Origin of the sequence: Longimicrobium sp. (genome assembly GCA_036389795.1) — a bacterium.
GTDB lineage: Bacteria > Gemmatimonadota > Gemmatimonadetes > Longimicrobiales > Longimicrobiaceae > Longimicrobium.
Genome location: DASVWD010000099.1, coordinates 1 through 22,953, shown reverse-complemented (window position 1 = coordinate 22,953; position 22,953 = coordinate 1). Strand labels below are relative to the sequence as shown.

Genomic DNA, 22,953 nt, shown 5'->3' with positions numbered 1-22,953 from the left:
CCGGCAAAAGACTTTTCTCACGCAGAGTCAGCAGAGTCAACGGAAGGGTTCTCTGCTGACTCTGCTGACTCTGCGTGAGGCTTTGTAGTTTTACTGCCTGGCGTAGACGAAGCTGATCTCCGGCGCGTCGCCGTCCACCTTCTGCCGGACGGTCAGCCGGTTGCCGTCGGCGCTGTAGCTCCCCCGGTGCACGAAGCCCGGGTACGTCGTGGAGACGAGCATGGGCTCGCCGGTGAAGGCGTCGTACATCAGGTCGCCGCTGTCCGTGAAGGTCCGGCTCCACGCCAGCACGCCGCCCTCGTAGGTGTCGAGCGTGAGGCGCTGCTCCCAGCGCGAGCCCAGGATCCGGATCGCGCCGCCCGTGGCCACCACGCGCAGGGTGTGCGAGACGCCGTCGTCGTCCTCGATCACCCTGTCGTAGAGGCGGGCGGGTACCGGCCGGCCCTCCGCGCTCTCCAGCCGGAACACCGTCTGGGAGAGCACCCGCACCGTCGCGCGGCCCACCACCCCGGAGACGGTGGCGGTGATCTCCGTGGTCCCCACCCCGCGGGCGGTCACCCGGCCGGACGCGTCCACCGTGGCGACCGACGCGTTCTCGCTGGCCCAGGCGATGGTCCGCCCCAGCGGGGCCCCGCTCGCGTCGAGCGCGGCGGCTCCGAGCGACGCCGTGCCGCCCACCGCGAGCTCCACCGCCGCCGGCGTCACCCGGACCGAGCGGACCAGCGTCAACACGCGCACCGTCACCGTGTCGCTCTTCCCCTCCACCGTCGCCGTGATGGTCGCCGTCCCGGCCGTGCCGGCCACCAGCCCCCCCGTATTGCTCACCCACGCCACCGACTCGTCGCTGCTCTGCCACACCGGGACGCGCATGTTCAGGTCGCTCCCGTCCGCGGCGCGCGGGACGGCGATCAGCTGCATGCTCCCGCCCTCGTACAGCGCCACCGGGCTCTCGGGGAGGATGGTGACCGTGGCGACCGGCTGCGGGCGGACGGTGAGGGTCGCGCGCCCCGCGCGTCCCTCGCTGCTGGCGGTGATGGTGGCCGTCCCCTCCGCGAGCGCCGTCACCCGCCCGGCGGAGGTGACCTTCGCCACCGCCTCGTCGCTGCTCTCCCACGCGATCGTCCGCCCGCCCAGCACCGTGCCGTCGGCCGCCTTCAGGGTGGCGGAGAGGTCCTGCGCGGCGCCCACCTCCAGGACCGGCGCGTCGGGCGTGACGACGACCTCGGCCACCGTCTTGACCGGGCCGGGCCCGTTGCCGCCCCCGTTGTTGCCTCCGTTGCCCGGCTCGGAGCCGGTGCCGGTGTCGCCGCACGCGGCCGCGGCCAGCACGGCCGCCGACAGGATCCACAGGCGCATGGTCTTCATACGTTCCCCCGTTCGCAGTTGTGTGGTCGTTTCGCCGGGCGGCGGGTACGTCGCCCCGGTCGCATCACAAGCTGGCGCGGAGGGGTTACGGGACGATTACCGGGACGAGCGGGAGCCGTGTAATCGCCCGGTAATCGGGGCGGGGCGACCTTGGGTGCGGTGAACGCGCGCACCTCCCGCGCGTCCGGACGACCCCGCAGCCAGAGCGAGCCCCGATGAGACCGACCGCCGATCCGCCCATCCTCGCACCCCGCTCCGCCCTGCGCCCCGCGCCCGGGGTGATCGAGGCGGTGGTCCAGACCGGCGCGGTCGAGACGCGGTACCGACGCGCGGGGAGCGGCGCACCCGTGCTGCTCCTGGCGGGCGAAGGCGCGCAGCCGCTGCTCGCCTCGCTCCTGTGCGAGCTGGCGATGCGCTTCCGCGTGATCGCGCCCGAGCCGTGGCGCGCGCGGAACGGCGATGCCCCGCCGCTCGCGACCTCCGCCTGGCTGCGGGACGTGATCGACGGGCTGGGGCTGGCGCGGCCGAGCCTGGTGGCGGACGAGAGCTTCGGCGTGGCCGCGCTGCACTTCGCGCTCACCGACCCCGCGCGGGTGGGCCGGCTGGCGCTCGTCCGGAGCGGCGCCGCGGACCCCGCGCTCGACGACGGTGGGATCGGCGACGCCCTGCTCCACTCCGGGCACCCCATCCTCCTCCTGCACGCAGGTCCCGACGGCGCGCCGCCGGGGATCGGCGCGGCGGCGGGCGACCGGCTGGTCCGCTTCCTGGCGGGGGAAGTGGAAGGGCGGTGATCCGGCGCTTTCCGCCCGCGTGTTGACGGGGCGGCGCCGGGCCTGTGAGATTGTCGGGTAAGGTCATCTGTTTCTCGGCATCTCCCGGCATCGACCAACCCGATCACCGCCGTTCCAGCGTTGCCTTTCCTCCCGCGCGCACCCTTCCGCCCGCTCGGCGCGCCCGTCCGCGCCGGCGTCGCTCGTCTTTTCCCCGCGGGGACGGGCCGTTCCGTCCGCCCGCGCGCGGCAGCGGAGCCGCGGGCATGAGCGCGACGCGTACGGCGGACAGCCTTCCGGTCCAGCTCACCAGCTTCGTCGGCCGCGAGAGCGAAGTGGCGGAGGTGCGGCGGCTGCTCGGCTCGACGCGCCTGCTGACGCTCACCGGCGCCGGCGGAAGCGGGAAGACGCGCCTGGCGCTGGAGGCGGCGGCGCAGGCGGCCGGGGAGTATCCGCACGGCGTCGCCTGGGTCGAGCTGGCGCCGGTGCAGAGCCCCGACCTGATCCCGCGGCAGGTCGCCGCCGCGCTGGGGGTGCGGGAGGAGGGCGGCCGTCCGCTCGTCGACGTGCTGCTGGAGGTGCTGCGCGAGCGGAGCGTGCTGGTGGTGCTCGACAACTGCGAGCACCTGGTGGAGGCCTGCGCCCGCCTCGCCGAGCTGCTGCTGCGCGGCTGCCCCGGGGTGAAGGTGCTGGCCACCAGCCGCGAGGCGCTGGGCGTGGCCGGCGAGCGCGCGTGGCTGGTGCCCGGGCTCGCGCTCCCCGGCGGCGAGGGGGCGGGGCTGGAGGACGCGGCGGGCGCCGCCGCGGTGCGGCTCTTCGTCGAGCGGGCGCGGGACAGCGCGCCGGACTTCCGCCTGACTGCGGCGAACGTGCCCGCCGTCGCGCGGATCTGCCAGCGCCTCGACGGGCTCCCGCTGGCCATCGAGCTGGCGGCCGCGCGCGTGCGGGTGCTCACGCCCGAGCAGATCGCGGAGCGCCTCGGCGACGCCTTCCGCCTGCTGACCGGCGGGCGCCGCACCGCCGTCCCCCGCCAGCAGACGCTGCGCGCCACCATGGACTGGAGCTACGGCCTCCTCTCCGGGCGCGAGCAGAAGCTGCTGGAGCGCCTCTCCGTGTTCGCCGGGGGCTTCACCATCGACGCCGCCGAGGCGGTCTGCGCCGGCGAGGAGGTCGAGCCGTTCGAGGTGCTGGACCTGCTCTCCGCGCTGGTGGACAAGTCGCTGGTGGCCATGCAGGAGCAGGGGGGCGCCGCGCGCTGCCGGCTGCTGGAGACGGTGCGGCAGTACGCGGGGGAGCGGCTGCGCCAGGCGGGCGAGGAGGAGCGCTGGCGGCGCCGGCACCTGGAGCACTTCCTGGCGCTGGCGGAAGAGGCCGAGCCGCGGCTCACGGGACCCGAGCAGGGCCGCTGGCTCGCCCGCCTGGAGGCGGAGCACGACAACTTCCGCACGGCGCTGCGCACGGGGCTGGAGACGGGGGATGCGGAGGCCGCGGCCCGCCTGGCCGGGGCGCTCGCCCGCTACTGGCAGCAGCACGGGCACCTGGGCGAGGGCCGGCAGTGGCTGGCGGAGGCCCTCTCGGCCGGAGGGCTCCGGGAGCAGACGCGCGCGAAGGCGCTGCTGGGGGCCGGCAACCTGGCGACGCGGCAGCGGGACTATGCCGCCTCGCGGCCGCTGCTGGAGGAGAGCGAGGCCCTCTACCGCGCGCTGGACGACCGGCGCATGACCGGGCGCGTGCTCAACAGCCTGGGACTGGCGGCCGCCGACCAGGGCGACTTCGCGCGCGCGGAGGCGCTCTACGAGCAGGCGCTCCCCCTCCTGCGGGAGGCGGGGGACCGGTGGTTCGCGGCGATGGTGCTGAACAACCTGGGGACCACCGCGCTGCGGCGGCGCGACTTCGCGCGGGCGGAGGCGCTCTACGGCGAGCGGCTGGCGCTGGCGCGCGAGATGGGCGACCCGGCGGGCGCGGGGAACGCGCTCAACAACCTGGCGGCCACGGCCTACGAGCAGGGCGACTTCCACCGGGCCGGGGGACTCGTGCGGGAGTCGCTGCCGCTCACGCTCGAGGGCGGCAACGTGTTCATGGCCCTGCTCTCGCTGGCGCACCTGGCGAAGGTAGCGAGCGCCACGGGCGACGACGAGCGCGCGGCGCGCCTGTTCGGGGCGGCCGAGGCGCGCCTGGCGGCCGTCGGCTCCCACGTCACTCCCGTCGACCGCGAGGCGTACGAGCACGCCCGGGCCGCCACCCGCGCGCGGCTGGGCGAGGCCGCCTGGGAGCGCGGGTGGAGGGAAGGGCAGGCGCTGCGGCTGGAGCAGGCGGTCGAGTTCGCCCTCGCGCCCGCGCACGCGGCGGGGGACGTCCCGGCGGACCGGCCCCCCGCGTCTTCGGTGCTCGCGGAGGCGTCGTCCGACGCCGGGAGCGACGCCGCGGCTGCCGCGCCCGCGCTCGTCGTGCGCGCGCTCGGCCCGCTGGAGATCGCCACCGAGGGCGAGCCGCTGGCCCCCGACGCGTGGACCCACGCGCGGCCGAGGGAGCTCCTGGTCTTCCTCCTCGGCCACCCGCAGGGGAGGACGCGCGAGCAGGTGGGACTCGCGTTCTGGCCGGACGCCTCCGCCGCGCAGGTGAAGAACAGCTTCCACGTGCTCCTGCACCGCCTGCGCAGGAGCCTGGGCCGCCCCGACTGGATCGTGCAGGAGGGGGAGCGCTACCGGATCGCTCCCGGGCTGGAGGTGTGGTTCGATGCCGCCGTCTTCGAGCGCGAGGCCGCGGCCGCGCTCCGGGACGCGCGCTCCGGCGCCGCCGGGGCGGAGCAAAAGCTCCGCGCCGCGCTCGGCCTCTACCGCGGCGACTTCCTGGAAGGCGAGGCGGTGGGCGACTGGCACCTGGAGGTCCACGACCGCCTGCGCCGGCTGTACGTGGACGGCCTCTCCGCGCTCGGCGGCCTCCTGATGGAGCGCGGCGACTTCGCCGGGGCGGCGGACGTCTTCGAGCGGCTGGTGCGCAGGGAGGAGCTCGGCGAGGACGCGCACCGCCGCCTGATGCTCTGCCTGGCGCGCGCGGGGCAGCGCGACCGCGCCCTGCGCGTGTACGAGCGCCTGCGGGCGCTCCTGCGCCAGGAGCTGGACGCCGAGCCCGAGGCCGAGACCGCCGCCCTGGCGGAGGAGATCCGCCACGGGCGCCTCGCGGCCTCGCCCGAGCCGCAGCCGGGATAGCGCCGGCTCGTCCTTCGTCCCCCGCGCGGAGCCGTGCTCCGCCCGCTCCCAAGCCGCCGCCGAGAGACAGGTCGTGCTCGGAACCTAGCGTACGGGGGGTGAGTAGACGTAATCTTCCCTGTTTTCCGCGCCCCACGACTCCGACCATCTTCCCGGAGCGACCATGTCTGGTTCCACCCTGCGCGCCGCGCTCCTCGCCCTCCTGTCGGCCGCGGCGCTGGGCGCCTGCAACGGCGACCGCGGCGGCGCCGCCCGCGGCGGCGAGGACGACAACGTCCCCGAAGAGCAGAAGTTCGGCGGCACCGTCACCATCGGCGCCTACGGCGACCTGCAGTCGATGAACGCGCTGACCTCCAGCGACAACAACAGCAACTCGGTGCAGCGCGAGCTGCTGTTCATGCCGCTCATCAAGTACGACGAGAAGCTGAACCCCACGCCCTGGCTGGCCGAGCGCTGGGACACCGCGCGGGTGAAGCCCGACACCATCGAGCTCACCTTCCACCTGCGCCGCGACGTGAAGTGGCACGACGGGCGGCCCACCACCGCGCGCGACGTGCTCTTCACCTTCCAGCGCGCGGTCGAGCCCAAGACGGCGTTCCCCAACGCCAGCGGGTTCGACCTCTACGACAAGCGCGCGGTGCTGGTGGACGACTACACGATCAAGTTCCGCCTGCGGCCGCACTCCGACTTCATGGACATGTGGTACCAGACGCCCGCGATGCCCGAGCACATCCTGGGCAGGGTGCCGCCGGAGCAGCTGCTGAACCACCCGTTCGGCACCAAGACGCCGGTGGGGAACGGGCCGTTCCGCTTCGTGCGCGCCGTTCCCAACCAGGAGTGGGTGTTCCAGGCCAACGACTCGTTCCCCGAGGCGCTGGGCGGCCGCCCGTACGTGGACCGGGTGGTCTACCGCAACATCCCCGAGCAGACCACGCTGCTCACCGAGCTGCTCACGGGGCGCATCGACATCTACCTGGGGCCCCGGCCCGACATGGCCGCGCAGATCCAGAACAACCCCAACACGCGCCTGATCGCCGCGCCCAACCGGCAGTGGGTGTACATCGCCTGGAACACGCGCCTGCCGCAGTTCTCCGACGCGCGGGTGCGGCGGGCGCTCACCATGGGGATCGACCGGCGGCAGATCGTGGACGCGCTCCTGTACGGCTACGCCGACGTGGGGCGCTCGACGGTGACGCCGGCGCACTGGAGCTACGACACCACCGACGTGCAGACGATCCTGCCGTACGACACGGTGCAGGCGCGCCGCCTCCTCACCGAGGCGGGGTGGACCGACCGCAACGGCGACGGGACGCTCGAGAACGCGCAGGGGGTGCCGCTGCGCTTCTCGCTCAAGACCAACCAGGGCAACGACCTGCGCAAGGACATCACCGAGGTGGTGCAGGCGCAGCTCGCCAAGCTGGGAGTGCAGGTGACGCCGCGGCTGGTGGAGTGGAACACGCTCATCAGCCAGCTGCAGGGGACGGAAGGGGCCGGCGGGAAGCGCACCCGCGACTTCGAGGCGACGGTGAACTCGTGGGTGGACTACTTCCGCAAGGACGACAAGGACATCCTGCACTGCACCAACCTGGAGAGGCCGTACCAGTACGTGGGGTACTGCAACCCGCGCGCGGACCAGCTCATCGACACGCTCGCCGTGCTGATGGACCGCGACCAGGCGATGCCGCTGTGGAAGGAGTACCAGCACCTGATGGTGCAGGAGTCGCCGTACACGGTGCTCTACTACCCCAAGCGCCTGACGGGCGTGAGCCGGCGCCTGCGCGACGCGGAGATGGACATCCGCGGCGAGCTCACCAGCGCCACCCGCTGGTGGATCGACCCCGCCCGGCGCGGCGCCACCGCTCCCGCCGCCCCGCGCCCGGCCGACACCCCCCGCGGCGACACGACGAAGCGATAGCCTCCGCCGCGGGATCGAGACCGACGAGCGGGGCGGCGGACTTCGGTCCGCCGCCCCGCTCCCGTTCGTCGCCCGCCGCCTGTACCGGATCCGGAAAACATCAGGCCTCACGCAGAGTCAGCAGAGTCAACAGAGGGGTTCTCTGCCGACTCTGCTGACTCTGCGTGAGAAAAGTCTCTACCCGGTTCGACGATAAGAGCTACCGCCGCTCGACGGCGAAGTCGGCGACGTGCACGTCGAGCCGGTGGTTCACGCGCAGGCCCACGATGCCGTCGGTGTTGAGATACGGCACCTGCGACTTGAGGAACTCGGCCACCCGGGTGCCGTTCACCAGGAAGCGCACGCCGAAGGCGCCCGCCTCGGCGGCGACGGCGTTGGTGGCCCTGCCCTGCGTGTCGGCCCTGGCGATGGCCGCGTGCTCGGTCCAGGGGACGATGTCGTGCAGGTCGCCGTTGGCGGCGCGGTGGCGCACCATGTACTTCCCGTCGCCGCGCACCAGGAAGTACATGTAGTCGGGCCCCTGGGGCGCCTCCCCGTCGAGGTTCTTGCCGGCCAGGACCAGCCCGTACGCCTCGGGGTGCTCGGGGGCGCGCGTCTGGGTGAAGGTGGCGCGGGCGCGGTACTCGCCGCTGGCGGCGTTGGCCGGGTTCCAGTAGATGGCCGCCGGCCCCGAGGTCACGTGATAGCCGCCGCCCATGGCGGTGAAGGTCACCTCTTCCAGCTTCGCGTCGGCGCGGTCGGCGCGGGCGTGCCAGCCGCCGGGGAGGGTGGTGTGCGGGGCGGCGCCGTGGGCGTGCCCGCCGGCGCCGCCGCCGTGCTGGTGCTGCGCGGCGAGCGGCGCGGCGGCGCCCACCAGGGCGGCGGCGAGGATCAGCGTTCGCATCGGGTGGATCTCCGCGAAGGGTTGAGCGTGGGTCGGGGTGGTCGGAAGCTAGTCGCGCGGCGGAGGGCGCGAAAGTGCGAAGTGCGAAGTGCGAAAGTGCAGGGTCGGAGCCGGCTGTACCCTGTCCCCTGCAGTTGCGTGAGGGATGCGCGCCCGGAGGGCCGGGACCGGGCGTGCCGGGGGTTTGGCACGACCGGGCCCGGCGCGGTTGGGCACAGTCGTATCGTGCCCTACCGCGCGCGCAGCCCGGCCCCCTTCAGGGGGACACGCCCGAATCCGCAGTCGCCGTTCGCCGTTCGAAGCGCTTCGACGCTCAGAAGGGCAGGGGGAAGAGCAGGAGGAAGCCGTTGAGCATCAGCAGCGTGCCGAGCGCGCCCAGCGCCACGGAGACCGCCAGCACCCTGCGCGAGGTGGCCAGGATGGCCACGGAGCCCAGCACGATGGCCAGCTGCAGGAAGACCTCGGAGTAGTCGAAGTTGCCGTCGCGCGCCCCGGCCCGCTCGCGCTCGCGCTCGTAGGCCCGCGCCTGCGCCGAGAGCTGCTTCTTCCCCTCGCCGCGCAGGCTGTCGCCCGGCGCCCGCGGGTCGGGCTCGTCGTCGTAGCGGGCGATGGTCTCGCGGTAGCGACCGAGCTTCTCCTCGAGCGCCCGCCGCGCCTCGGGGGCCAGCCCCGGCGCGGCGAGCCGCACCTCCAGCTCGTCGGCGGCCAGGCGGTAGGCGGTCTGGCGCACGTTCTTGGCCTGGTAGAAGGCCCAGGTGTCGCTCGCCTTGATGTTGTTGTGCACCAGGTCGTCGGTGGCGTTGCCGCCGCCCAGGCTGCCGATCGCCAGCGCCGCCGCCAGGATGGCGATCAGCAGCGCGGCCCGGTTGCGGAACTTCTCGTCGGCTTCGTGCTCGGCGCGCTCCTCCCTGATCTCTGCGATCAGCTCGGCGGCATCCGTCGCTTCCATCGCCATCTGCGGAAAACTCGTGACTACGGGGGTGGTGGATGGAACAGGATCCGGCACGCCGGGGCGGACTCGCGTGCCTGTCGAGCCGGGTGCGGGGCGGAGCGGGCGGGACGGGGTGCCGGGCCGCGCGGGGCGGCAAAATCGGGCGCCCGCCCGCGGCGCGCAAGGGCCGCGGGCGGGCGCGGGGGGGGGCCGGGCCCGGCTCCGGGATCAGGGCTGCGTGTTGGCGTTGGGCCGCTCCACGACCTCGCGGCGCGAGCCGCGCTCGCCGGTGAGCGTCCACACCAGGAGGATGGGGCCCATGGCGTAGCGCGGGTCGCCGTTGGGGATGAACTCCACGCTCTCGATGCTCTTGGGCTGCAGGTTGCGCACGATGATGTCGTCGGCGTACAGCCCGTCGACGAACACGGAGACGACCGTTCCGCGCGTGAGGAAGCGCAGCGCCCGCGGGTCGTCGAGCACGCTGATGCCGGGGATGGTGCGCACCAGGTCGCCCACGCTGTGCATGGCCTCCAGGCGCGGCTCGATCTCTTCGCGGGTGATGCGGGTGCTGCGCGCCCCGCGCGAGCGGCCGGTGCCGGCCAGCCGCTGGATCGGGCGCGCGGTGGCGACGATCGGCTGCAGCGCCACCGCCTGCCCCTGCGCGGCGGCGCCCCCGCGCTGGGCGGCATCGGTCCCGGTCTCGGCGCTCGCCACCGCCTCGGTGTTGGCCTGGGCGGCCACGCGCGACTCGGCCGCCGACGAGCCGCGGTTCTCCGCCGGGGCCACCTTGACCTCGATGTCGGTGCCGGGCGCGTCCAGGACGTTCACGAAGGTGCTGCGCTCGGGGTAGCTGGCGTGCGACACCTGCAGCGCGTACTGCCCCGGCAGCACCTCCTCGAAGAGGAAGCGCCCGTCGCGGCCGGTGAGCACGCGCTGCCCGCCCAGATGTACCGTGGCGGCGCCCACCGGCCGGTTGGTGGACGCGTCGATCACCTGCCCGGTGACGGTGCGGGCCATGGCCTGCTCCGCCACGCCCGCGGGGGCGCTGCGCGCGGCCGCGGCCGCCGCCTGGGCCAGCGTGGTGCGCGGCAGGTCGATGGAGAGGTCCTGGTGCGCCCGCTGGTCGGCGGCCAGGCGCAGCGTGGAGGTGGCGGTGGAGCCGCCCATGGCCGCGCGCACCTGCAGCGGCACGCCCACGGGGACGGAGCAGGCGCGGAAGACGCCGCCGGCGTCGGCCTGCAGCCGCACGCTGTCGGCGCCGGCCTCGCCCGTCCACGACACGGTGACGGGCGCGGCGGGCAGCGCCACCCCGTCGGTGCTCCGCACCCGGCCGGCCAGGGCGGCCGTCCCGGGGGTGCGCGGGCACGCCTGGGTGAGGAGCGTGCCCATGGAGGGCACGTGGAAGTCGCGGCGGGCGGTGGCCGAGCGGCGCACGCTCACCCGCGCGGGGTCGAAGGCGTGGCCCAGCGAGTCGAGCCGCGGGTGGGTGACTTCGACCTCGTACTCGCCCGCGGCCAGGTCGCGCAGCACGTAGGCGCCGGCGGAGTCGGTGACGGCGGCGAGCTGGGTGCCCGAGAGCGACACCCGCGCGCCGGCGAGCGGCCGGGCGCGGGTGCTGTCGTAGACGGCGCCGGCCAGCTGGGCGAGGCCCTCCAGCGGCACCGGGCGCCCGCCGGCGGTGCGGATCTCGGCAACGTCGCCGCCCTCCTCGCGCAGCGCCGTGATCACGGCCAGGTGCCGGAAGCCGCCCACGGCGGTGCTCTGCTCCTCGACCATCGGCAGGCGGATGCGCCAGCTGCGCACGATCCAGGCGCCATCGGGGAGGCGGTGGAAGTCCACCTCGCCGCCCAGGCGGCCCGCCACGGGGCCGCGGATGTTGAGCCCGGTGTAGCGGTACTCCAGGCGGCGCAGCTCGGCGGTGGCGGCGTCGAGCCAGAGCACCCCCTCCACGTCGGGGACGCGCCGCTCGCGCACGGGCTCGAAGGCGAGCCCCACCCAGTCGCGGTGCCCGCGCGGGGCCTCGGCCACGTGGAAGCAGTGCGACTCCTGGAAGAAGCCCGAGGTGAGGATGTCGGCGTCGGGGGCGAAGTAGACGGTGTTGCCGCGCTCGGCCTGCACCCACCCCAGCTCCAGGCGGTAGGCGGGGACGCTCACGAACGGCTTGGCCAGGAAGGCGCTCTGGGTCCCCGAGCTGTCCTGCAGCACCAGGTCGTCGCCCGCGCGGGTGGCGCGGGTCCAGCGCCTGACCAGGTAGCGGTAGGGGCGCGCCTCCTCGGTGCCGCGCGTGCCCCGGAGCGCCTTGCGGGCCTCCTCCCACAGGGTGGTCACCTGCACGCCCCCCTGCGCGCGCGGGGCGCAGCGGCTCCTCCCGGTCACCACGATCCCCTGCAGCTGGATGCGCTGGGCGGCGGCCGAGAGCCGGTACTGCAGCGTCTGCCCCGCCTCCAGCCGGAGCGCCGGGGAGGTGGCATTGGCGTAGCCCACCCGCTCCAGGCGCAGGGTGTAGGTGCCGGGGCCGCCGGCGCGGAGCACGAAGCGGCCGGCGTCGTCGGTGAGGGTGCTCCCCACCTCGCTGCCGGCCGCGTCCAGGAGCACCACCATGGCGCTGGAGATGCGCTCGCCGCTCTCGGGGTCGACGGCTTCGCCCGCCACGGTCTGGGCGGAGAGCCGCGCGGCGGCTCCGAGGAGGAGGATCGGGAGGAGAAGTCTGGTCCGCATGGGAGAGGCCCCGGCAGAAGGACAGCGCGCGCTCGGACGGCCGGCAGGTTTTGCGAATACTGGACGTTGCCGCATCGGGCTCCGTATGTCAAGGTGCGGCGCGGACTTGTCGCCATTCCGCAACCGCCGGTCGCACCCTCCGGCGCACGTTGCAATTGAACGTCCGCGGGGGGGAAGTTCTGCCCGCGCGGGGCGAGGTGTGGATACGAGGGGCGAGTGGTGTGGGGGAGGGACGGAAGTGCGTGAGTGCGTGAGTGCGAAAGTACGAAAGTACGAAAGTACAAAGTGCGAGGTACGGGGTACGGCGTACGGCGGCGCCTTGCCCGTAGGGGCGAGGCCTGCCTCGCCCGGCGGAACTCGCGGCGGCGCGGCAGGCTGCGTCGCGCGCCGATCTCGCCGCGGGAGTCCGCGCAGGCGGACTTGCGCCGTTGTAGCGGCCGGTTTCAACCGGCCGACTCAACCGGCCGACATCAACCGGCCTCGTCGGTTCGATCGGACGGTCGCCTACGGCCTGCGGCCCGGCGGCAGCGTGCGGTCCCAGTGGAGCGCGTCGTAGCGGCGCAGGACCTCGAGCGTCTGGTCCAGCGGGAGGGCCTCGACGGTGGCGCGGCGGCCGCGGACGGTGGTGGCGCGGAAGAGCGAGTTGTAGATCGCCTCCTCCGTGGCCTCGGCGACGGCCTGGAAGAGCGGCGAGAGGGCGTCGTTCGGCAGGTCGGCCACGCTGGCCGGGGTGGCGCCTCCGCGGCGGCGCACCTCGGCGGCGGTGGAGAAGGCGATCACGTAGTCGCCCGAGCCGTTGGTCATGCTGGCCCCCGTGCGCGCCAGCCCCGTGAGCGCGCGCGCGGCAAGGCGCTCGAGGTTGCGCGCGTCGAGCGGGGCGTCGGTGGCCACCACCATCATGATGCTGCCGTCGCCGCGGTCCCCGGGCCCCGCCGCGGGCGGCGCCAGCTCGCGCTGGAAGGCGTAGCGGCCCAGCTCGCGCCCCACCGGCGCGCCGTTGATCGTCAGCACCCCGCCGTAGTTGCTCTGCACCAGCACCCCCACCGTGTGGCCGCCCAGGCTCGCCGGGAGCCGCCGCGAACTGGTGCCGATCCCCCCCTTCCACCCGAAGGCCACCGTCCCCGCCCCCGCGCCGACGGAGCCTTCTTCCACCGGCCCGGCCGAGGCCGACTCCAGGGCGCGGACCACGTGCTCGGGGCGGATCGGGCGGGCGCGGATGTCGTTCAGGCCGCCGTCGTTCGTCTCGCCCACCACGGGGTTGATGGAGCGCACGTCCTCCATCCCCGGCCGGGCCAGCAGCCACGCCACCATCGCGTCGGCCGCCTTCCAGACACAGAGGGTGCAGGTGAGCAGGATCGGGGTCTCCAGCTCGCCCAGCTCGCGCACCTGCGTGACGCCCAGCAGCTTGCCGAAGCCGTTGCCCACGTGGATGGCGGCGGGGACGCGCTCGCGGAAGAGGTCGCCCCCGTGCGGGAGGACCGCCGTCACCCCGGTGTGGACGGAGTCGCCCTCGACGACCGTCACCTGGCCCACGCGCACGCCGGCCACGTCGGTGATGGCGTTCAGCGGGCCGGGCGGGAGGATGCCGGCCACCACGCCCGCCTCGCGCGCGCGGGGGCGCGCCTGGGCGGAGCCGTCGGTCGCGGGGAGCATCGTCAGCACCAGGAGGGCGGCGAGGACACGGGGGAGAGCGGGCACGGCGGTGGCGGCTCGGGAGTACGGAGGTTGCGGGCTCGCGGGGGAAGATCGACCGGGCGGCGGCGGAGCGCAACAGAACCGGCCGCCCGGGTGTCACATCCGCGTCGCCCGACCCGTTGAACTGGCTGGACCCCAACCCGTCTGCCCGATGAAGACCCGTCTCCGTCTCGCCGCCGCGGCGCTCGTGCTCGCCGCCTGCGGCACGGCCGACCCCACGCCGCGCGACCCCGAGCTGATGGCCGCCTACCGCGGCACGCAGGCGCCTTCGATCTACGGCCTGATCGGCGAGCGCCAGCGGCTGAGCCTGACCTCGCCGCAGGTGACCGCGCTCGACTCGATCGCCGAGGAGCTGCGCACCACCAACCGCCGCCTCACCGACTCGCTGCGCGAGATCACCGGCTCGCGCCCGGGTGGGCCGGTGCGCGCGCCCCGCGACTCGGCGCAACGGGCGGCGTTCCTCCCCGTGCTGCGCCGGATCGGCCAGAACAACCAGGCGGCCGTGCGCGCCGTGGAGTCCGCGCTCACGCCCGACCAGCGGCGGATCGTCTGCGACATCGCGCGGGAGAACGTGGACGAGCGGACCCTGCAGGCGGGGCGGCGCGGCCCCCCGGGCGGGATGCGCCGCATGCCCCCGGGGGGGATGGAGCCCGACAGCCTGATGCCCGCCGGCTACCGCGGCTGGCCCTGGTGCGGGCCCGTCCAGATGCGCCCCGACAGCCTGCGCCCGCGCACCACCTCGTCCAATTCGTCCGGCCGGGGCTGAGGAGCCGCCCTCGAGAGGGTCTTCCCGCGAAGGCGCGTAGCGAGCGCAGCGGGAACGTGTCTTGCCGCACCCCTCCCGCTGGCCCCCGCATCCCCAGGGGCGGCGCGAAACCTCACGCGAGGAGGGAGCGATGAAAAAGCTGCGGCTGGAACTGGACGACCTGGAGGTGGCGAGCTTCGAGCCCGACGCCGGCGCCGACGGGAGGGGGACGGCGCACGCGCACGAGGAGCAATGCAGCGGGGGGTACACGTGCGGCATCGACTCCCGCGAGCCCAAGGACGGGTACGAGCAGATCCGGACCCGCTACTGCTGCGTCTGAGCGCGGCGCCAGCCGGCCTGGAGACAGGGAGCCCCGCCACGAGCGATCGTGGCGGGGCTTCCTCGTGAAACGCGCCGCCGGGCGCGTCCGCGGCCCCCCGGCGCTGGGCGTCCGGCCTGGCGGCGGCGTGCGTCGCTCAGTCGCCGGTGTCCGGCTGGGTGGTGTCGCAGCAGCCCGGCGAGCAGGTGGTGAACACGGTGCAGCCGTGTCCCGACGAGCCGGAGCGAAGCTCTTCCATGGGCGCCGCGCCGGTCTCGAACGTCTCCACCGTGAGCTGGTCTACCTCGATCCTGTTCTTCATCGCGGGCCTCCGATCGGTCGGGGTGAGGGTCAGCGCTTGCCGAGGTCCTGCGTGTCGGTGTTGCAGTTCTCGGGGCAGCAGGTGGTCAGCACGGTGGTGCACATGTAGCCCGAGGAGCACTCCGTCCCGGTCATCACCATCGCCGCGCTCAGGGGGTGGATGCCGGTCTCGAAGCTGTCGATCTCCAGCCGGTCGATGCTGAGGCTGCGCTTCTTCATGCCGTCCTCCGCGTGCTGGGTGGGGGTACGCTGACGATATGCCTGGCAAGATAATTAAGACGGAATAGGAAAGAAGAGATTTGCGCCTGATCCACCATGGCAGCACCTGCGGCGGCAATCCTGTACGCACGACGGTCTTTTTGTGATCTATACACCGGGATTGGCGCAGCTGGTGGACGCAGGCCTGCACTCGGCCGGGGTGGGTACGTCTTCCTCGCCGGCAGGAGCCGCTCGTGCCGCGCGGGTCGCATTTCGTCCCATCCTCGTCGTCCGGCGGGCGGAACGGGGCCACCTTGCTCCCGGGCCCGGCGCACCGGGCGAACGCCGCCGGCGCCGGGTCCGCCCACCCGAACGTCGGAGACTGGAACGATGACGAAGAAGCTGACGCTGGACCTGGATGAGCTGGCGGTCGTCTCCTTCGAGACCGCCGCGCCGGCCCGGGAAAAGGGAACGGTGCGGGGCCACGACTGGGCTTGGAGCGACGAGTCCATCTGCCCCACCACCGCGCCGTCTGACCGGCGCCCCTGCGTGTGACGTGATTCCCCGCACCTCGACGCAGCAGCCCGGGAAATCCTCGGGGCCCGCTGCCCACACGAATGCCGGAGACCGGAACGATGACGAAGAGGCTGACGCTGGACCCGGAGGAGCTGGCGGTCGTCTCCTTCGAGACCGCCGCGCCCGCCCGGGAGAAGGGAACGGTGCGGGGCTACGACTGGGCCTGGAGCGACGACTCCGTCTGCCCCACCACCGGGCCGTCGGACCGACGCCCCTGCGTGTGACGTGATTCCCCGCACCTCGAAGCAGCAGCCCCCGGGGATCACCCTCGGGGGCTGCTGCTTTGCGCCGGGGTGATGAAGCGAGCGGTCTTCCGTGTCGCTGCCGCGCCCGGCCCACGCAGCAAGGGGAGAAGATTCTTCGGCCCTGCCGTCGATGGGGCGGCCGCGGGTTCCGTGTGACCGGGCCTCAGAATGACAGCGAACACCTACCGGTGCTTCGGAACCGGGATCGATTCCCGCACCCTACTCCCCCCGGAACACCGGCCGGCGCTTCTCGTTGAAGGCGGCGATCCCCTCGCGCGCGTCGGCGGAGCGGAAGCAGTGCATCTGGGCGTCGCGCTCGGCGGCGAGCATGGCGTCCAGCGGCTCGTCGAGGGAGCGGGCGAGAGAGCGTTTCGCGGCGGCGAGCGCCAGGGGCGGCCTGGCGGCGAGCTCCAGGGCCAGCTTCCTCACCTCCTCGTCGAACGCGTCCGCCGGGACCACGCGCTCAAAGAGGCCGATGCGCAGCGCCTCCTCCGCCTCCACCATCCGCCCCGTCAGCACCAGCTCGGCGGCGCGGCCGCGGCCCACCAGGCGCGGGAGGAAGTACGTCGCCCCCCAGTCGGGGTGCAGGCCGATGCGGTTGAAGGTGATCCCGATCGACGCGCGCTCCGACGCGATCCGCACGTCGCAGGCGAGGGCGAGCGACGCGCCGGCGCCCGCCGCGGGGCCGTTCACCGCGGCGACCACGGGCTTCCCGACGCGCGCCAGGCGCCGGATCACCCGCATCCCCGCCTCCACCAGCCGCTCGAACGCCGCGTCGTCGCCGCGGGCGAGCAGGTCGCTCATCACCTCCACGTCGGCGCCGGTGCAGAAGCCGCGGCCGGCGCCGGTGATCACCAGCACGCGCGCCGCGGGCTCGGCGTCCGCGCGGTCGATGGCCTCGTACAGGTCGTCGCGCATCGCCCCGGCGAAGGCGTTCAGCCGGTCGGGGCGGTTGAGGGTGATCCAGGCGACGCCGTCCTCCACGCGCAGCAGGACCAGGCCGCTCTCCGCCGCCTCCGCGCGCTCCGTCATCCCTCCACCCGCTCCACGATCATCGAGATCCCCTGGCCCACGCCGATGCACATGGTCGCCAGCCCGTAGCGCACGCTCTGGCGGCGCATCTCGTGGACGAGCGTGGTGAGGATGCGCGCGCCCGACGAGCCCAGCGGGTGCCCCATCGCCACCGCGCCGCCGGAGACGTTCACCCGCGCCGGGTCGACCCCCAGCGCCTTGATGCAGGCCACGGACTGCGCCGCGAAGGCCTCGTTCAGCTCCACCAGGCCGATGTCGTCGATGGACAGCCCCGCGCGGGCGAGCGCCTTCCGAGTGGCCGGGACGGGGCCGATCCCCATGCGGTGCGGCTCCACGCCCGCCACGTCGCTCGCCACCACGCGCGCCAGGGGGGCGAGCCCCAGCCGCTCCGCCGCCCCGGTGGACGTCACCAGCAGCGCTGCCGCGCCGTCGTTGAGCCCCGACGAGTTGCCGGCCGTCACCGTGCCGCCCTCCCTGCGGAAGGCGGGCTTGAGCGCCGCGAGCCCCTCGGCGCTCGTGTCCGGCCGCGGATGCTCGTCGGTGTCGACCACCAGGGGCGGGCCCTTGCGCTGCGGGACCTCGACGGGGGCGATCTCGCCGCGGAAGTGCCCCTCGGCGATGGCCGCGCACGAGCGCCGCTGGCTGGCGAGCGCGAAGGCGTCCTGCTCCTCGCGGGTGACGCCGTACTCGGCGGCGACGATCTCGGCCGTCTCGCCCAGGCTGACGGTCCACTCCTTCGGCATCTTCGGGTTCACGAAGCGCCACCCCAGCAGCGAGTCGGCCGTCTCGGGGACGCCGCGGGGGAAGCCCTCGGTCGGCTTGAGCATCACCCAGGGCGCCCGCGACATGCTCTCCACGCCGCCGGCGATGAACACCTCGCCCTCGCCGGCTTTGACGGCGTGCGCGGCGCTGCGGACCGCCTGGAGCCCCGAGCCGCAGAGGCGGTTCACCGTCTGCCCCGCCACGGTGACGGGGAGGCCGGCCAGGAGCCCGGCCATGCGGGCGACGTTGCGGTTGTCCTCGCCCGCCTGGTTGGCGCAGCCGAAGATCATGTCGTCCACCAGCGCCGGGTCGATCCCCGTGCGCTCGACGATCGCCTTGACCACGGTGGCCGCCAGGTCGTCCGGCCGGACGGAGGAGAGCGCCCCCGCGAAGCGCCCGATCGGCGTGCGGACGGCGTCGATGATCAGCGCGTCGGTCATTGAATCAGTGCCTAGTGCCTAGTGCCCAGTGCCCAGTGCCCAGGAACAACCCCGCAGTTCCTGGGCACTGGGGACTGGGCCCTGGGCACTGCCGTTACCCCAGGTTCACCCAGATGCTCTTCACCTGCGTGTACAGGTCGAGCGCGTACCTGCCCAGCTCGCGGCCGTAGCCGGACTGCTTGTAGCCGCCGAACGGCGAGCCGGTGTCGAGCGTGTGGTACATGTTCACCCACACCGTGCCGGCGCGCAGCGCGTGCGCGATCCTGTGCGCCTTCTTCACGTCCTGCGTCCACACCGCGGCGGCCAGGCCGTAGATGGTGCGGTTGCCGATCTCGACCGCCTCCTCCGCGTCGGCGAAGGGGGTCACCGCCAGCACGGGGCCGAAGATCTCCTCGCGCGCGATGGTCATCTCCGGCGTCACGCGGTCGAAGATGGTGGGGTTCAGGAAGTAGCCCTTCTTCCCGTCGATCTCGGGGCGGTCGCCGCCCAGCACCAGCTCGGCGCCCTCCTCCTTCCCCTTCTCCACGAAGCCCATCACCCGGTCCAGCTGCTCGCGCGAGACCAGCGGGCCCATCCGGCACTTGGGGTCCAGCGGGTCGCCGGGGCGCATCCCCCCGGCGCGCTTGACCAGCTTCTCCATGAACTCCTCGCGCACCTTCTCTTCCACCAGGAGCCGCGAGCCCGCGGTGCAGGCCTGGCCGGTGTTGTAGAAGATGGCCGAGGTGGCCCCGCGCACCGCCGCCTCCAGGTCGGCGTCGGCCAGCACGATGTTGGGGCTCTTGCCGCCCAGCTCCAGGGAGACGCGCTTGAGGGTGGCCGCCGCCTCGCGCTGGATGACCTTGCCGACCTCGGTCGACCCCGTGAAGGCGATCTTGTCCACGTCGGGGTGGCGCACCAGCGCGGCGCCCGCCGTCTCGCCGAAGCCGGGGACCACGTTCAGCACCCCCGGCGGCAGCCCCGCCTCGTGCGCGGCGCGCGCCAGCTCCAGCGCGGTGAGCGGCGTCTGCTCGGCGGGCTTGAGGACCACGGTGTTCCCGCACGCCAGCGCCGGCGCCACCTTCCACGCGGCCATCTGCAGCGGGTAGTTCCACGGGATGATCTGTCCGCAGACGCCCACCGGCTCGCGCCGCGTGTAGTTCAGGTACGGACCCGGGATCGGGATCACGTCGCCGTCGAGCTTGTCGGCCCAGCCGGCGTAGTAGCGGAAGCACTCGATGCTGCCCTCGATGTCGAAGGCGCGCGCCTCGCGCAGCGGCTTGCCGTTGTCGAGCGTCTCCAGCCGCGCCAGCTCGTCGGCGCGCTCCTCCAGCCGGTCGGCGATGGCCCAGAGGAGCTTCCCCCGCTTGCGGGCGTCCATCCCCGCCCACGGCCCGCGCTCGAACGCCTCGCGCGCGGCCTTCACGGCGCGGTCCACGTCGTCCGCGCCGCCCTCGGCCACCTCGGCGAGCACCTCGCCCGTGGACGGGTTCCAGGTCTCGAACGTCTTCCCCGACGCCGCGTCCTGCCACTCGCCGCCGATGAAGAGCCTGCCGGGCTGGACCTCGGCCCCCGCCGCCGTCGTCGTGTCTGCCATCGTTCCAGGAATCAGAAGGTTCGCTGCTCGCCGGCGGACTTCCGCGCGGGGCCCTCACCCGGCGCCGCTACCGCGTCGCCACCCTCTCCCAACTTCGGGAGAGGGTACTCGACGGGGCTCCGTGCTTCACCCGTAGCTGTCATTCCGAGGGAGCGCCCGCGCGGAACTTCCCCGTGCACGGACGATCGGGCGCTCCCGAGGAATCTACTCACCCTGTCGAGGGGGCCGCCTCTCGCGGTGTGTTTCGTAGGGGCGAGCCTGCGAGTCCGAGCACAGGCGGCATCCGCGCAAGAGGCCGCCTGCCGCGCACGGGCCGGCATCCGCCGGTCGAGGCATGCCTCGCCCCTACGGGTCGAGACGACACCATCTCCCATCCCCCGCCGACAAAAAAGGAGGGCGCCGGACGAACGCGCGCCCGGCTCCCTCCCGATCGGCCGACCCGGCTTACTTGCCGGAGAAGTGCGGCTGGCGCTTCTCGACGTAGGCCGTGAGGCCCTCCTTGGCGTCGCTGGAGTTGAAGAGCAGCGCCTGCAGCTCGCGCTCCAGCGCCAGCCCCTGCTCCAGCGGCAGCGCGCCGCCCGTCTGGCAGCTGCGCTTGATGTTGCCCACCGCGAAGGTGGCCTTGCCGGGGCGCGTGAACTTGCGGGCGTACTCCAGCACCTGCTCCAGGAAGGCGTCGCGGCTCTCGGCGTCCAGCACCCGGTTCACGATCCCCAGCTGCGCCGCCTGGTCGAAGTCGAAGTTGCCCCCCTCGGCCATCAGCTCGATCGCCCGGGAGACGCCCACCAGCCGCGTCAGCCGCTGCGTGCCGCCGGTGCCGGGGAGCACGCCCAGCGCCACCTCGGGGAGCCCCACCTTGCCGGCGCCCCGGCGCGCGACGCGCAGGTCGGCCGCCATGGCGATCTCCAGCCCGCCGCCCACCGTGTGGCCGTTCATGGCCGCGATCACCAGCTTGGGCGTGTGCTCCAGGCGCAGCAGCGTCTCGTTGGCGTGCAGGCAGAAGTAGTACTTCCAGGTGGGGTCGGCCTGCTGCAGCATGTTGATGTTGGCGCCCGCGCAGAAGAACTTCTCGCCCGCCCCCACGATCACGATCACGTCGACCGCCGTGTCGAAGCGCGCCCGGAGGATCGCCTCGTCCAGCTGGCGCATCATCTCGTGCGTGTAGGTGTTGGCCGGCGGGTCGTCGAGCGTGAAGATCGCCACGCCGTCCCGCACCTCGTAGTGCACCAGGGTCTTCGCGGCGGTCTCGGTGGCCGGCACTTCAGCGGTCGCGGTAGCCATCAGTCGCTCCGGATTCTCGGGGAAAGTGGAAAAGGTCGCGGCGCCCGGGCCCCTAGACCCGGGCGGATCGCCAGATCGGCTGCGTTTCGCCCGCGGCGGCCTCGCCGGCGTCGTCGGGGACGGTGACGCCGTCGGGGAGGTAGCCGTGCAGGAAGATGCGGTACATGTCGTCCACCAGCTTCTCCACCGGCGGGTCGCTCTCGGGGCGGTGCCAGTTGTACAGCCAGTTCATCATCCCGAAGAGCGAGAAGGTGGCCACCCGCGCGTCCACGTCGCCCGCCGGGCGCAGCTCGCCCAGGATGTCGGCGGCGATGTCGGAGAGGCGCCGCTTCTTGGCGTTCACCTGCCGGCGGTACTCGCCGGTGAGCGACTCCGACTCGTGCGAGAGCACCTTCATCTCCGCGCGCGCGCCCATGAAGTAGCGCAGGTGGTTCTCCATCAGCACGCGTAGCCTCCGGTGCGGCTCCTCCACCCCCTCCAGCTGGCGCTCCAGGCTGGCCAGCACGGTGCCGAAGGCGTGGTCCTGGATCAGGAAGAGCAGCTCTTCCTTGCTGTCGAAGTAGTAGTACAGCCCCGACAGGCTCACCCCCGTGGCCCGCGCGATGTCGCGGATCGACGCCTGGTGGTAGCCCTTCTCCGCGAAGATGGCCGCCGCGGCGCGGAGGATGCTCTCCAGCTTCTCGTCGTAGGCGCTGCGCTCCACGCTCACCCGAACGCGCTCAGGAGACGGGCGGGCCGGCGCGGCCCCTGGCCCTGTCGCCCGTCAACCTATCCCGCGCTTCGGAAGGGTGTCAAGGCTGGCCCGGGGTTTGCGCTTGACGCGCCCCAAGTGCGCGAGTAGCTTGCAATTGCCTGCCTCCCGCGCAAGCGTTCGAACCCGATCCCCAACCCAGGCCCGATGACCGTGCCCCGCCGCGTCCCGGCGCGCTCTCTCGTCTTCGGCTGCGCCGCGCTCGTCCTGGCCGCGTGCGCCGACTCGCCCACGGGGCCCACCTCGTACGTGCACGAGGCGGGCGGGGCCGTGTGGGTGGCGGTGGCGCCGCCGGCCGGGCTGCCGGACCTGCGCACCTGGACGCCGTTCGTGGCGCCGGGCTCGCCGGCCCAGCGCGAGGTGAAGCGGCTGCACGACGAGTCGGGCCGCGCCCGGCGCGCGGGCGAGCTGGAGCGCGCGGCGGAGCTGGAGGCGCAGGCGGCGCGGCTGGCGGCGGAGTCGATCGCCGCCGCCCCCCCGCCGGTGAAGCTCCTCTCGGCGATCGCGGCGCTCGACGCGTGGACGGAGCGCTCCGAGGAGCGGCTGGCGAGCGGGAGCTTCCCCGGGCTCGACAGCGCCACGGCGCGGGTCCGCGAGCTGCGCAACGCGGCGCGCGCCTCGCTGGTGCGCGGCGACACCAACCAGGCGGTGCTGGAGATCACCGGGGCGGCCGAGGCGGCGCGCGGCTACGCCCCGCTGGCGGTGGCGCTCCGGCTGGTGACGCAGGCCGAGGCGCGCATCGACGACACGCCGGACCCGTCGCAGAACCTCCGGCGCGCGCGGCTCCTGCTGCGCACGGCGCGCGAGGCCATGGCCACGGGCGACCAGACGCGGGCCATGAAGCGCGCCTGGTACGCGCTGCAGCTCATCGAGATCGAGGAGGCCGGCGGCGTCCGGGAGTAGAAGCGGGGAAAGCGGTTGATTCCGCGCCGCTCCTGCCTTATTTTTCGCGGCCCGCCCGGATGGCGAAATCGGTAAACGCAGCAGACTCAAAATCTGCCGCCCGCGAGGGTTTGTCGGTTCGAGTCCGACTCCGGGCATGCAACGACGCGCGGCCCGCCCCGGTTCTTCCGGGGCGGGCCGCGTCGTGTGTGCCCAGCATGGACAGTGGTCAGGAGGTGAAAGTCCTCCCGGAACTTGGTCGTAGGGACCGAAGCGAGCCGCAAGGCGCCGACCGCGAGGGGAGCGCTGAAAGAAGCGGGGTAGCGAACCCGTCGAGCCGAC

20 protein-coding genes and 1 tRNA gene are annotated in these 22,953 nt (G+C 73.6%); 9 read left to right on the top strand and 12 right to left on the bottom strand.

The annotated features are described in order from the left end of the window. Positions 1–90: 90 nt before the first annotated feature. Entirely contained in the window at positions 91–1,365 is a 1,275-nt protein-coding gene (locus tag VF746_13030) for an Ig-like domain-containing protein (protein HEX8693342.1), read from the bottom strand. 215 nt (positions 1,366–1,580) lie between these two features. Here VF746_13030 and VF746_13025 point away from each other — a divergent pair, with 215 nt between their 5' ends. The 3 genes from VF746_13025 to VF746_13015 all read left to right on the top strand — a co-directional run bounded on the left by VF746_13025 (position 1,581) and on the right by VF746_13015 (position 7,259). Further along, positions 1,581–2,156 (top strand): hypothetical protein, encoded by a 576-nt coding sequence (locus VF746_13025; protein HEX8693341.1) that lies wholly within the window; start codon positions 1,581–1,583, stop codon positions 2,154–2,156. A 245-nt stretch (positions 2,157–2,401) separates the two neighbouring features. Further along, complete coding sequence (locus VF746_13020) at positions 2,402–5,344, top strand: BTAD domain-containing putative transcriptional regulator (protein ID HEX8693340.1); 2,943 nt, start codon at positions 2,402–2,404, stop codon at positions 5,342–5,344. A 163-nt stretch (positions 5,345–5,507) separates the two neighbouring features. Beyond that, positions 5,508–7,259, top strand: a complete 1,752-nt coding sequence (locus VF746_13015; GenBank protein ID HEX8693339.1) for an ABC transporter substrate-binding protein — start codon at positions 5,508–5,510, stop codon at positions 7,257–7,259. A gap of 199 nt (positions 7,260–7,458) precedes the next feature. Here VF746_13015 and VF746_13010 read toward each other — a convergent pair whose 3' ends face one another. From VF746_13010 to VF746_12995, 4 genes are all read right to left on the bottom strand, one after another. Continuing rightward, positions 7,459–8,142 (bottom strand): hypothetical protein, encoded by a 684-nt coding sequence (locus tag VF746_13010; protein HEX8693338.1) that lies wholly within the window; start codon positions 8,140–8,142, stop codon positions 7,459–7,461. Between the two features lie 313 nt (positions 8,143–8,455). Continuing rightward, positions 8,456–9,091 carry a DUF4337 domain-containing protein gene (locus tag VF746_13005; protein HEX8693337.1) on the bottom strand — a complete coding sequence of 212 codons (636 nt, stop codon included), beginning with the start codon at positions 9,089–9,091 and terminating at the stop codon, positions 8,456–8,458. A 210-nt stretch (positions 9,092–9,301) separates the two neighbouring features. After that, complete coding sequence (locus tag VF746_13000; GenBank protein ID HEX8693336.1) at positions 9,302–11,791, bottom strand: carboxypeptidase regulatory-like domain-containing protein; 2,490 nt, start codon at positions 11,789–11,791, stop codon at positions 9,302–9,304. A gap of 504 nt (positions 11,792–12,295) precedes the next feature. Then, a complete protein-coding gene (locus tag VF746_12995) occupies positions 12,296–13,489 on the bottom strand; it encodes a P1 family peptidase (GenBank protein HEX8693335.1) in 1,194 nt (397 codons plus the stop codon). A 148-nt stretch (positions 13,490–13,637) separates the two neighbouring features. Here VF746_12995 and VF746_12990 point away from each other — a divergent pair, with 148 nt between their 5' ends. Next, entirely contained in the window at positions 13,638–14,252 is a 615-nt protein-coding gene (locus VF746_12990; GenBank protein ID HEX8693334.1) for a hypothetical protein, read from the top strand. Positions 14,253–14,382: 130 nt separating this feature from the next. Further along, positions 14,383–14,571 carry a hypothetical protein gene (locus VF746_12985; protein HEX8693333.1) on the top strand — a complete coding sequence of 63 codons (189 nt, stop codon included), beginning with the start codon at positions 14,383–14,385 and terminating at the stop codon, positions 14,569–14,571. 136 nt (positions 14,572–14,707) lie between these two features. Here the strand turns inward: VF746_12985 and VF746_12980 are convergent, their stop codons facing one another. Together VF746_12980 and VF746_12975 are read right to left on the bottom strand one after the other, a co-directional pair. After that, positions 14,708–14,872, bottom strand: coding sequence for a hypothetical protein (locus tag VF746_12980; protein ID HEX8693332.1), 165 nt, complete (start codon positions 14,870–14,872; stop codon positions 14,708–14,710). 29 nt (positions 14,873–14,901) lie between these two features. After that, entirely contained in the window at positions 14,902–15,090 is a 189-nt protein-coding gene (locus tag VF746_12975) for a hypothetical protein (GenBank protein HEX8693331.1), read from the bottom strand. A 369-nt stretch (positions 15,091–15,459) separates the two neighbouring features. Here VF746_12975 and VF746_12970 point away from each other — a divergent pair, with 369 nt between their 5' ends. Continuing rightward, positions 15,460–15,624 (top strand): hypothetical protein, encoded by a 165-nt coding sequence (locus VF746_12970; protein HEX8693330.1) that lies wholly within the window; start codon positions 15,460–15,462, stop codon positions 15,622–15,624. An 80-nt stretch (positions 15,625–15,704) separates the two neighbouring features. After that, a complete protein-coding gene (locus VF746_12965; GenBank protein ID HEX8693329.1) occupies positions 15,705–15,869 on the top strand; it encodes a hypothetical protein in 165 nt (54 codons plus the stop codon). 240 nt (positions 15,870–16,109) lie between these two features. On the opposite strand, the gene VF746_12960 is transcribed toward VF746_12965, so the two are convergent. The 5 genes from VF746_12960 to VF746_12940 all read right to left on the bottom strand — a co-directional run bounded on the left by VF746_12960 (position 16,110) and on the right by VF746_12940 (position 21,687). After that, complete coding sequence (locus tag VF746_12960) at positions 16,110–16,922, bottom strand: enoyl-CoA hydratase-related protein (GenBank protein HEX8693328.1); 813 nt, start codon at positions 16,920–16,922, stop codon at positions 16,110–16,112. Then, positions 16,919–18,124 carry an acetyl-CoA C-acyltransferase gene (locus VF746_12955; protein ID HEX8693327.1) on the bottom strand — a complete coding sequence of 402 codons (1,206 nt, stop codon included), beginning with the start codon at positions 18,122–18,124 and terminating at the stop codon, positions 16,919–16,921. Before VF746_12955 ends, VF746_12960 begins: the two co-directional genes overlap by 4 nt. A 94-nt stretch (positions 18,125–18,218) precedes the next feature. Then, on the bottom strand, positions 18,219–19,697 hold the full coding sequence (locus VF746_12950; protein ID HEX8693326.1) for an aldehyde dehydrogenase family protein: 1,479 nt from the start codon (positions 19,695–19,697) through the stop codon (positions 18,219–18,221). 444 nt (positions 19,698–20,141) lie between these two features. Further along, positions 20,142–20,978, bottom strand: coding sequence for an enoyl-CoA hydratase/isomerase family protein (locus VF746_12945; GenBank protein ID HEX8693325.1), 837 nt, complete (start codon positions 20,976–20,978; stop codon positions 20,142–20,144). A 52-nt stretch (positions 20,979–21,030) separates the two neighbouring features. Beyond that, complete coding sequence (locus tag VF746_12940) at positions 21,031–21,687, bottom strand: TetR/AcrR family transcriptional regulator (GenBank protein HEX8693324.1); 657 nt, start codon at positions 21,685–21,687, stop codon at positions 21,031–21,033. Positions 21,688–21,876: 189 nt separating this feature from the next. Between VF746_12940 and VF746_12935 the strand changes: the two genes are divergently transcribed. Next, positions 21,877–22,632 carry a hypothetical protein gene (locus VF746_12935; GenBank protein ID HEX8693323.1) on the top strand — a complete coding sequence of 252 codons (756 nt, stop codon included), beginning with the start codon at positions 21,877–21,879 and terminating at the stop codon, positions 22,630–22,632. A gap of 53 nt (positions 22,633–22,685) precedes the next feature. Beyond that, positions 22,686–22,769, top strand: a tRNA-Leu gene (locus VF746_12930). The last annotated feature ends 184 nt before the right edge of the window (positions 22,770–22,953 follow it).

What these genes read in the sequence shown, in the direction of transcription:
- VF746_12960 (HEX8693328.1), bottom strand. Translation starts at nt 16,922, where the DNA reads ATGACGGAGCGCGCGGAGGCGGCGGAGAGCGGCCTGGTCCTGCTGCGC.
- VF746_12935 (HEX8693323.1), top strand. Translation starts at nt 21,877, where the DNA reads ATGACCGTGCCCCGCCGCGTCCCGGCGCGCTCTCTCGTCTTCGGCTGC.
- VF746_13005 (HEX8693337.1), bottom strand. Translation starts at nt 9,091, where the DNA reads ATGGAAGCGACGGATGCCGCCGAGCTGATCGCAGAGATCAGGGAGGAG.
- VF746_13020 (HEX8693340.1), top strand. Translation starts at nt 2,402, where the DNA reads ATGAGCGCGACGCGTACGGCGGACAGCCTTCCGGTCCAGCTCACCAGC.
- VF746_12945 (HEX8693325.1), bottom strand. Translation starts at nt 20,978, where the DNA reads ATGGCTACCGCGACCGCTGAAGTGCCGGCCACCGAGACCGCCGCGAAG.
- VF746_12950 (HEX8693326.1), bottom strand. Translation starts at nt 19,697, where the DNA reads ATGGCAGACACGACGACGGCGGCGGGGGCCGAGGTCCAGCCCGGCAGG.
- VF746_13015 (HEX8693339.1), top strand. Translation starts at nt 5,508, where the DNA reads ATGTCTGGTTCCACCCTGCGCGCCGCGCTCCTCGCCCTCCTGTCGGCC.
- VF746_12975 (HEX8693331.1), bottom strand. Translation starts at nt 15,090, where the DNA reads ATGAAGAAGCGCAGCCTCAGCATCGACCGGCTGGAGATCGACAGCTTC.
- VF746_12970 (HEX8693330.1), top strand. Translation starts at nt 15,460, where the DNA reads ATGACGAAGAAGCTGACGCTGGACCTGGATGAGCTGGCGGTCGTCTCC.
- VF746_13010 (HEX8693338.1), bottom strand. Translation starts at nt 8,142, where the DNA reads ATGCGAACGCTGATCCTCGCCGCCGCCCTGGTGGGCGCCGCCGCGCCG.
- VF746_13025 (HEX8693341.1), top strand. Translation starts at nt 1,581, where the DNA reads ATGAGACCGACCGCCGATCCGCCCATCCTCGCACCCCGCTCCGCCCTG.
- VF746_12990 (HEX8693334.1), top strand. Translation starts at nt 13,638, where the DNA reads ATGAAGACCCGTCTCCGTCTCGCCGCCGCGGCGCTCGTGCTCGCCGCC.
- VF746_13000 (HEX8693336.1), bottom strand. Translation starts at nt 11,791, where the DNA reads ATGCGGACCAGACTTCTCCTCCCGATCCTCCTCCTCGGAGCCGCCGCG.
- VF746_12985 (HEX8693333.1), top strand. Translation starts at nt 14,383, where the DNA reads ATGAAAAAGCTGCGGCTGGAACTGGACGACCTGGAGGTGGCGAGCTTC.
- VF746_12955 (HEX8693327.1), bottom strand. Translation starts at nt 18,124, where the DNA reads ATGACCGACGCGCTGATCATCGACGCCGTCCGCACGCCGATCGGGCGC.
- VF746_12965 (HEX8693329.1), top strand. Translation starts at nt 15,705, where the DNA reads ATGACGAAGAGGCTGACGCTGGACCCGGAGGAGCTGGCGGTCGTCTCC.
- VF746_12980 (HEX8693332.1), bottom strand. Translation starts at nt 14,872, where the DNA reads ATGAAGAACAGGATCGAGGTAGACCAGCTCACGGTGGAGACGTTCGAG.
- VF746_13030 (HEX8693342.1), bottom strand. Translation starts at nt 1,365, where the DNA reads ATGAAGACCATGCGCCTGTGGATCCTGTCGGCGGCCGTGCTGGCCGCG.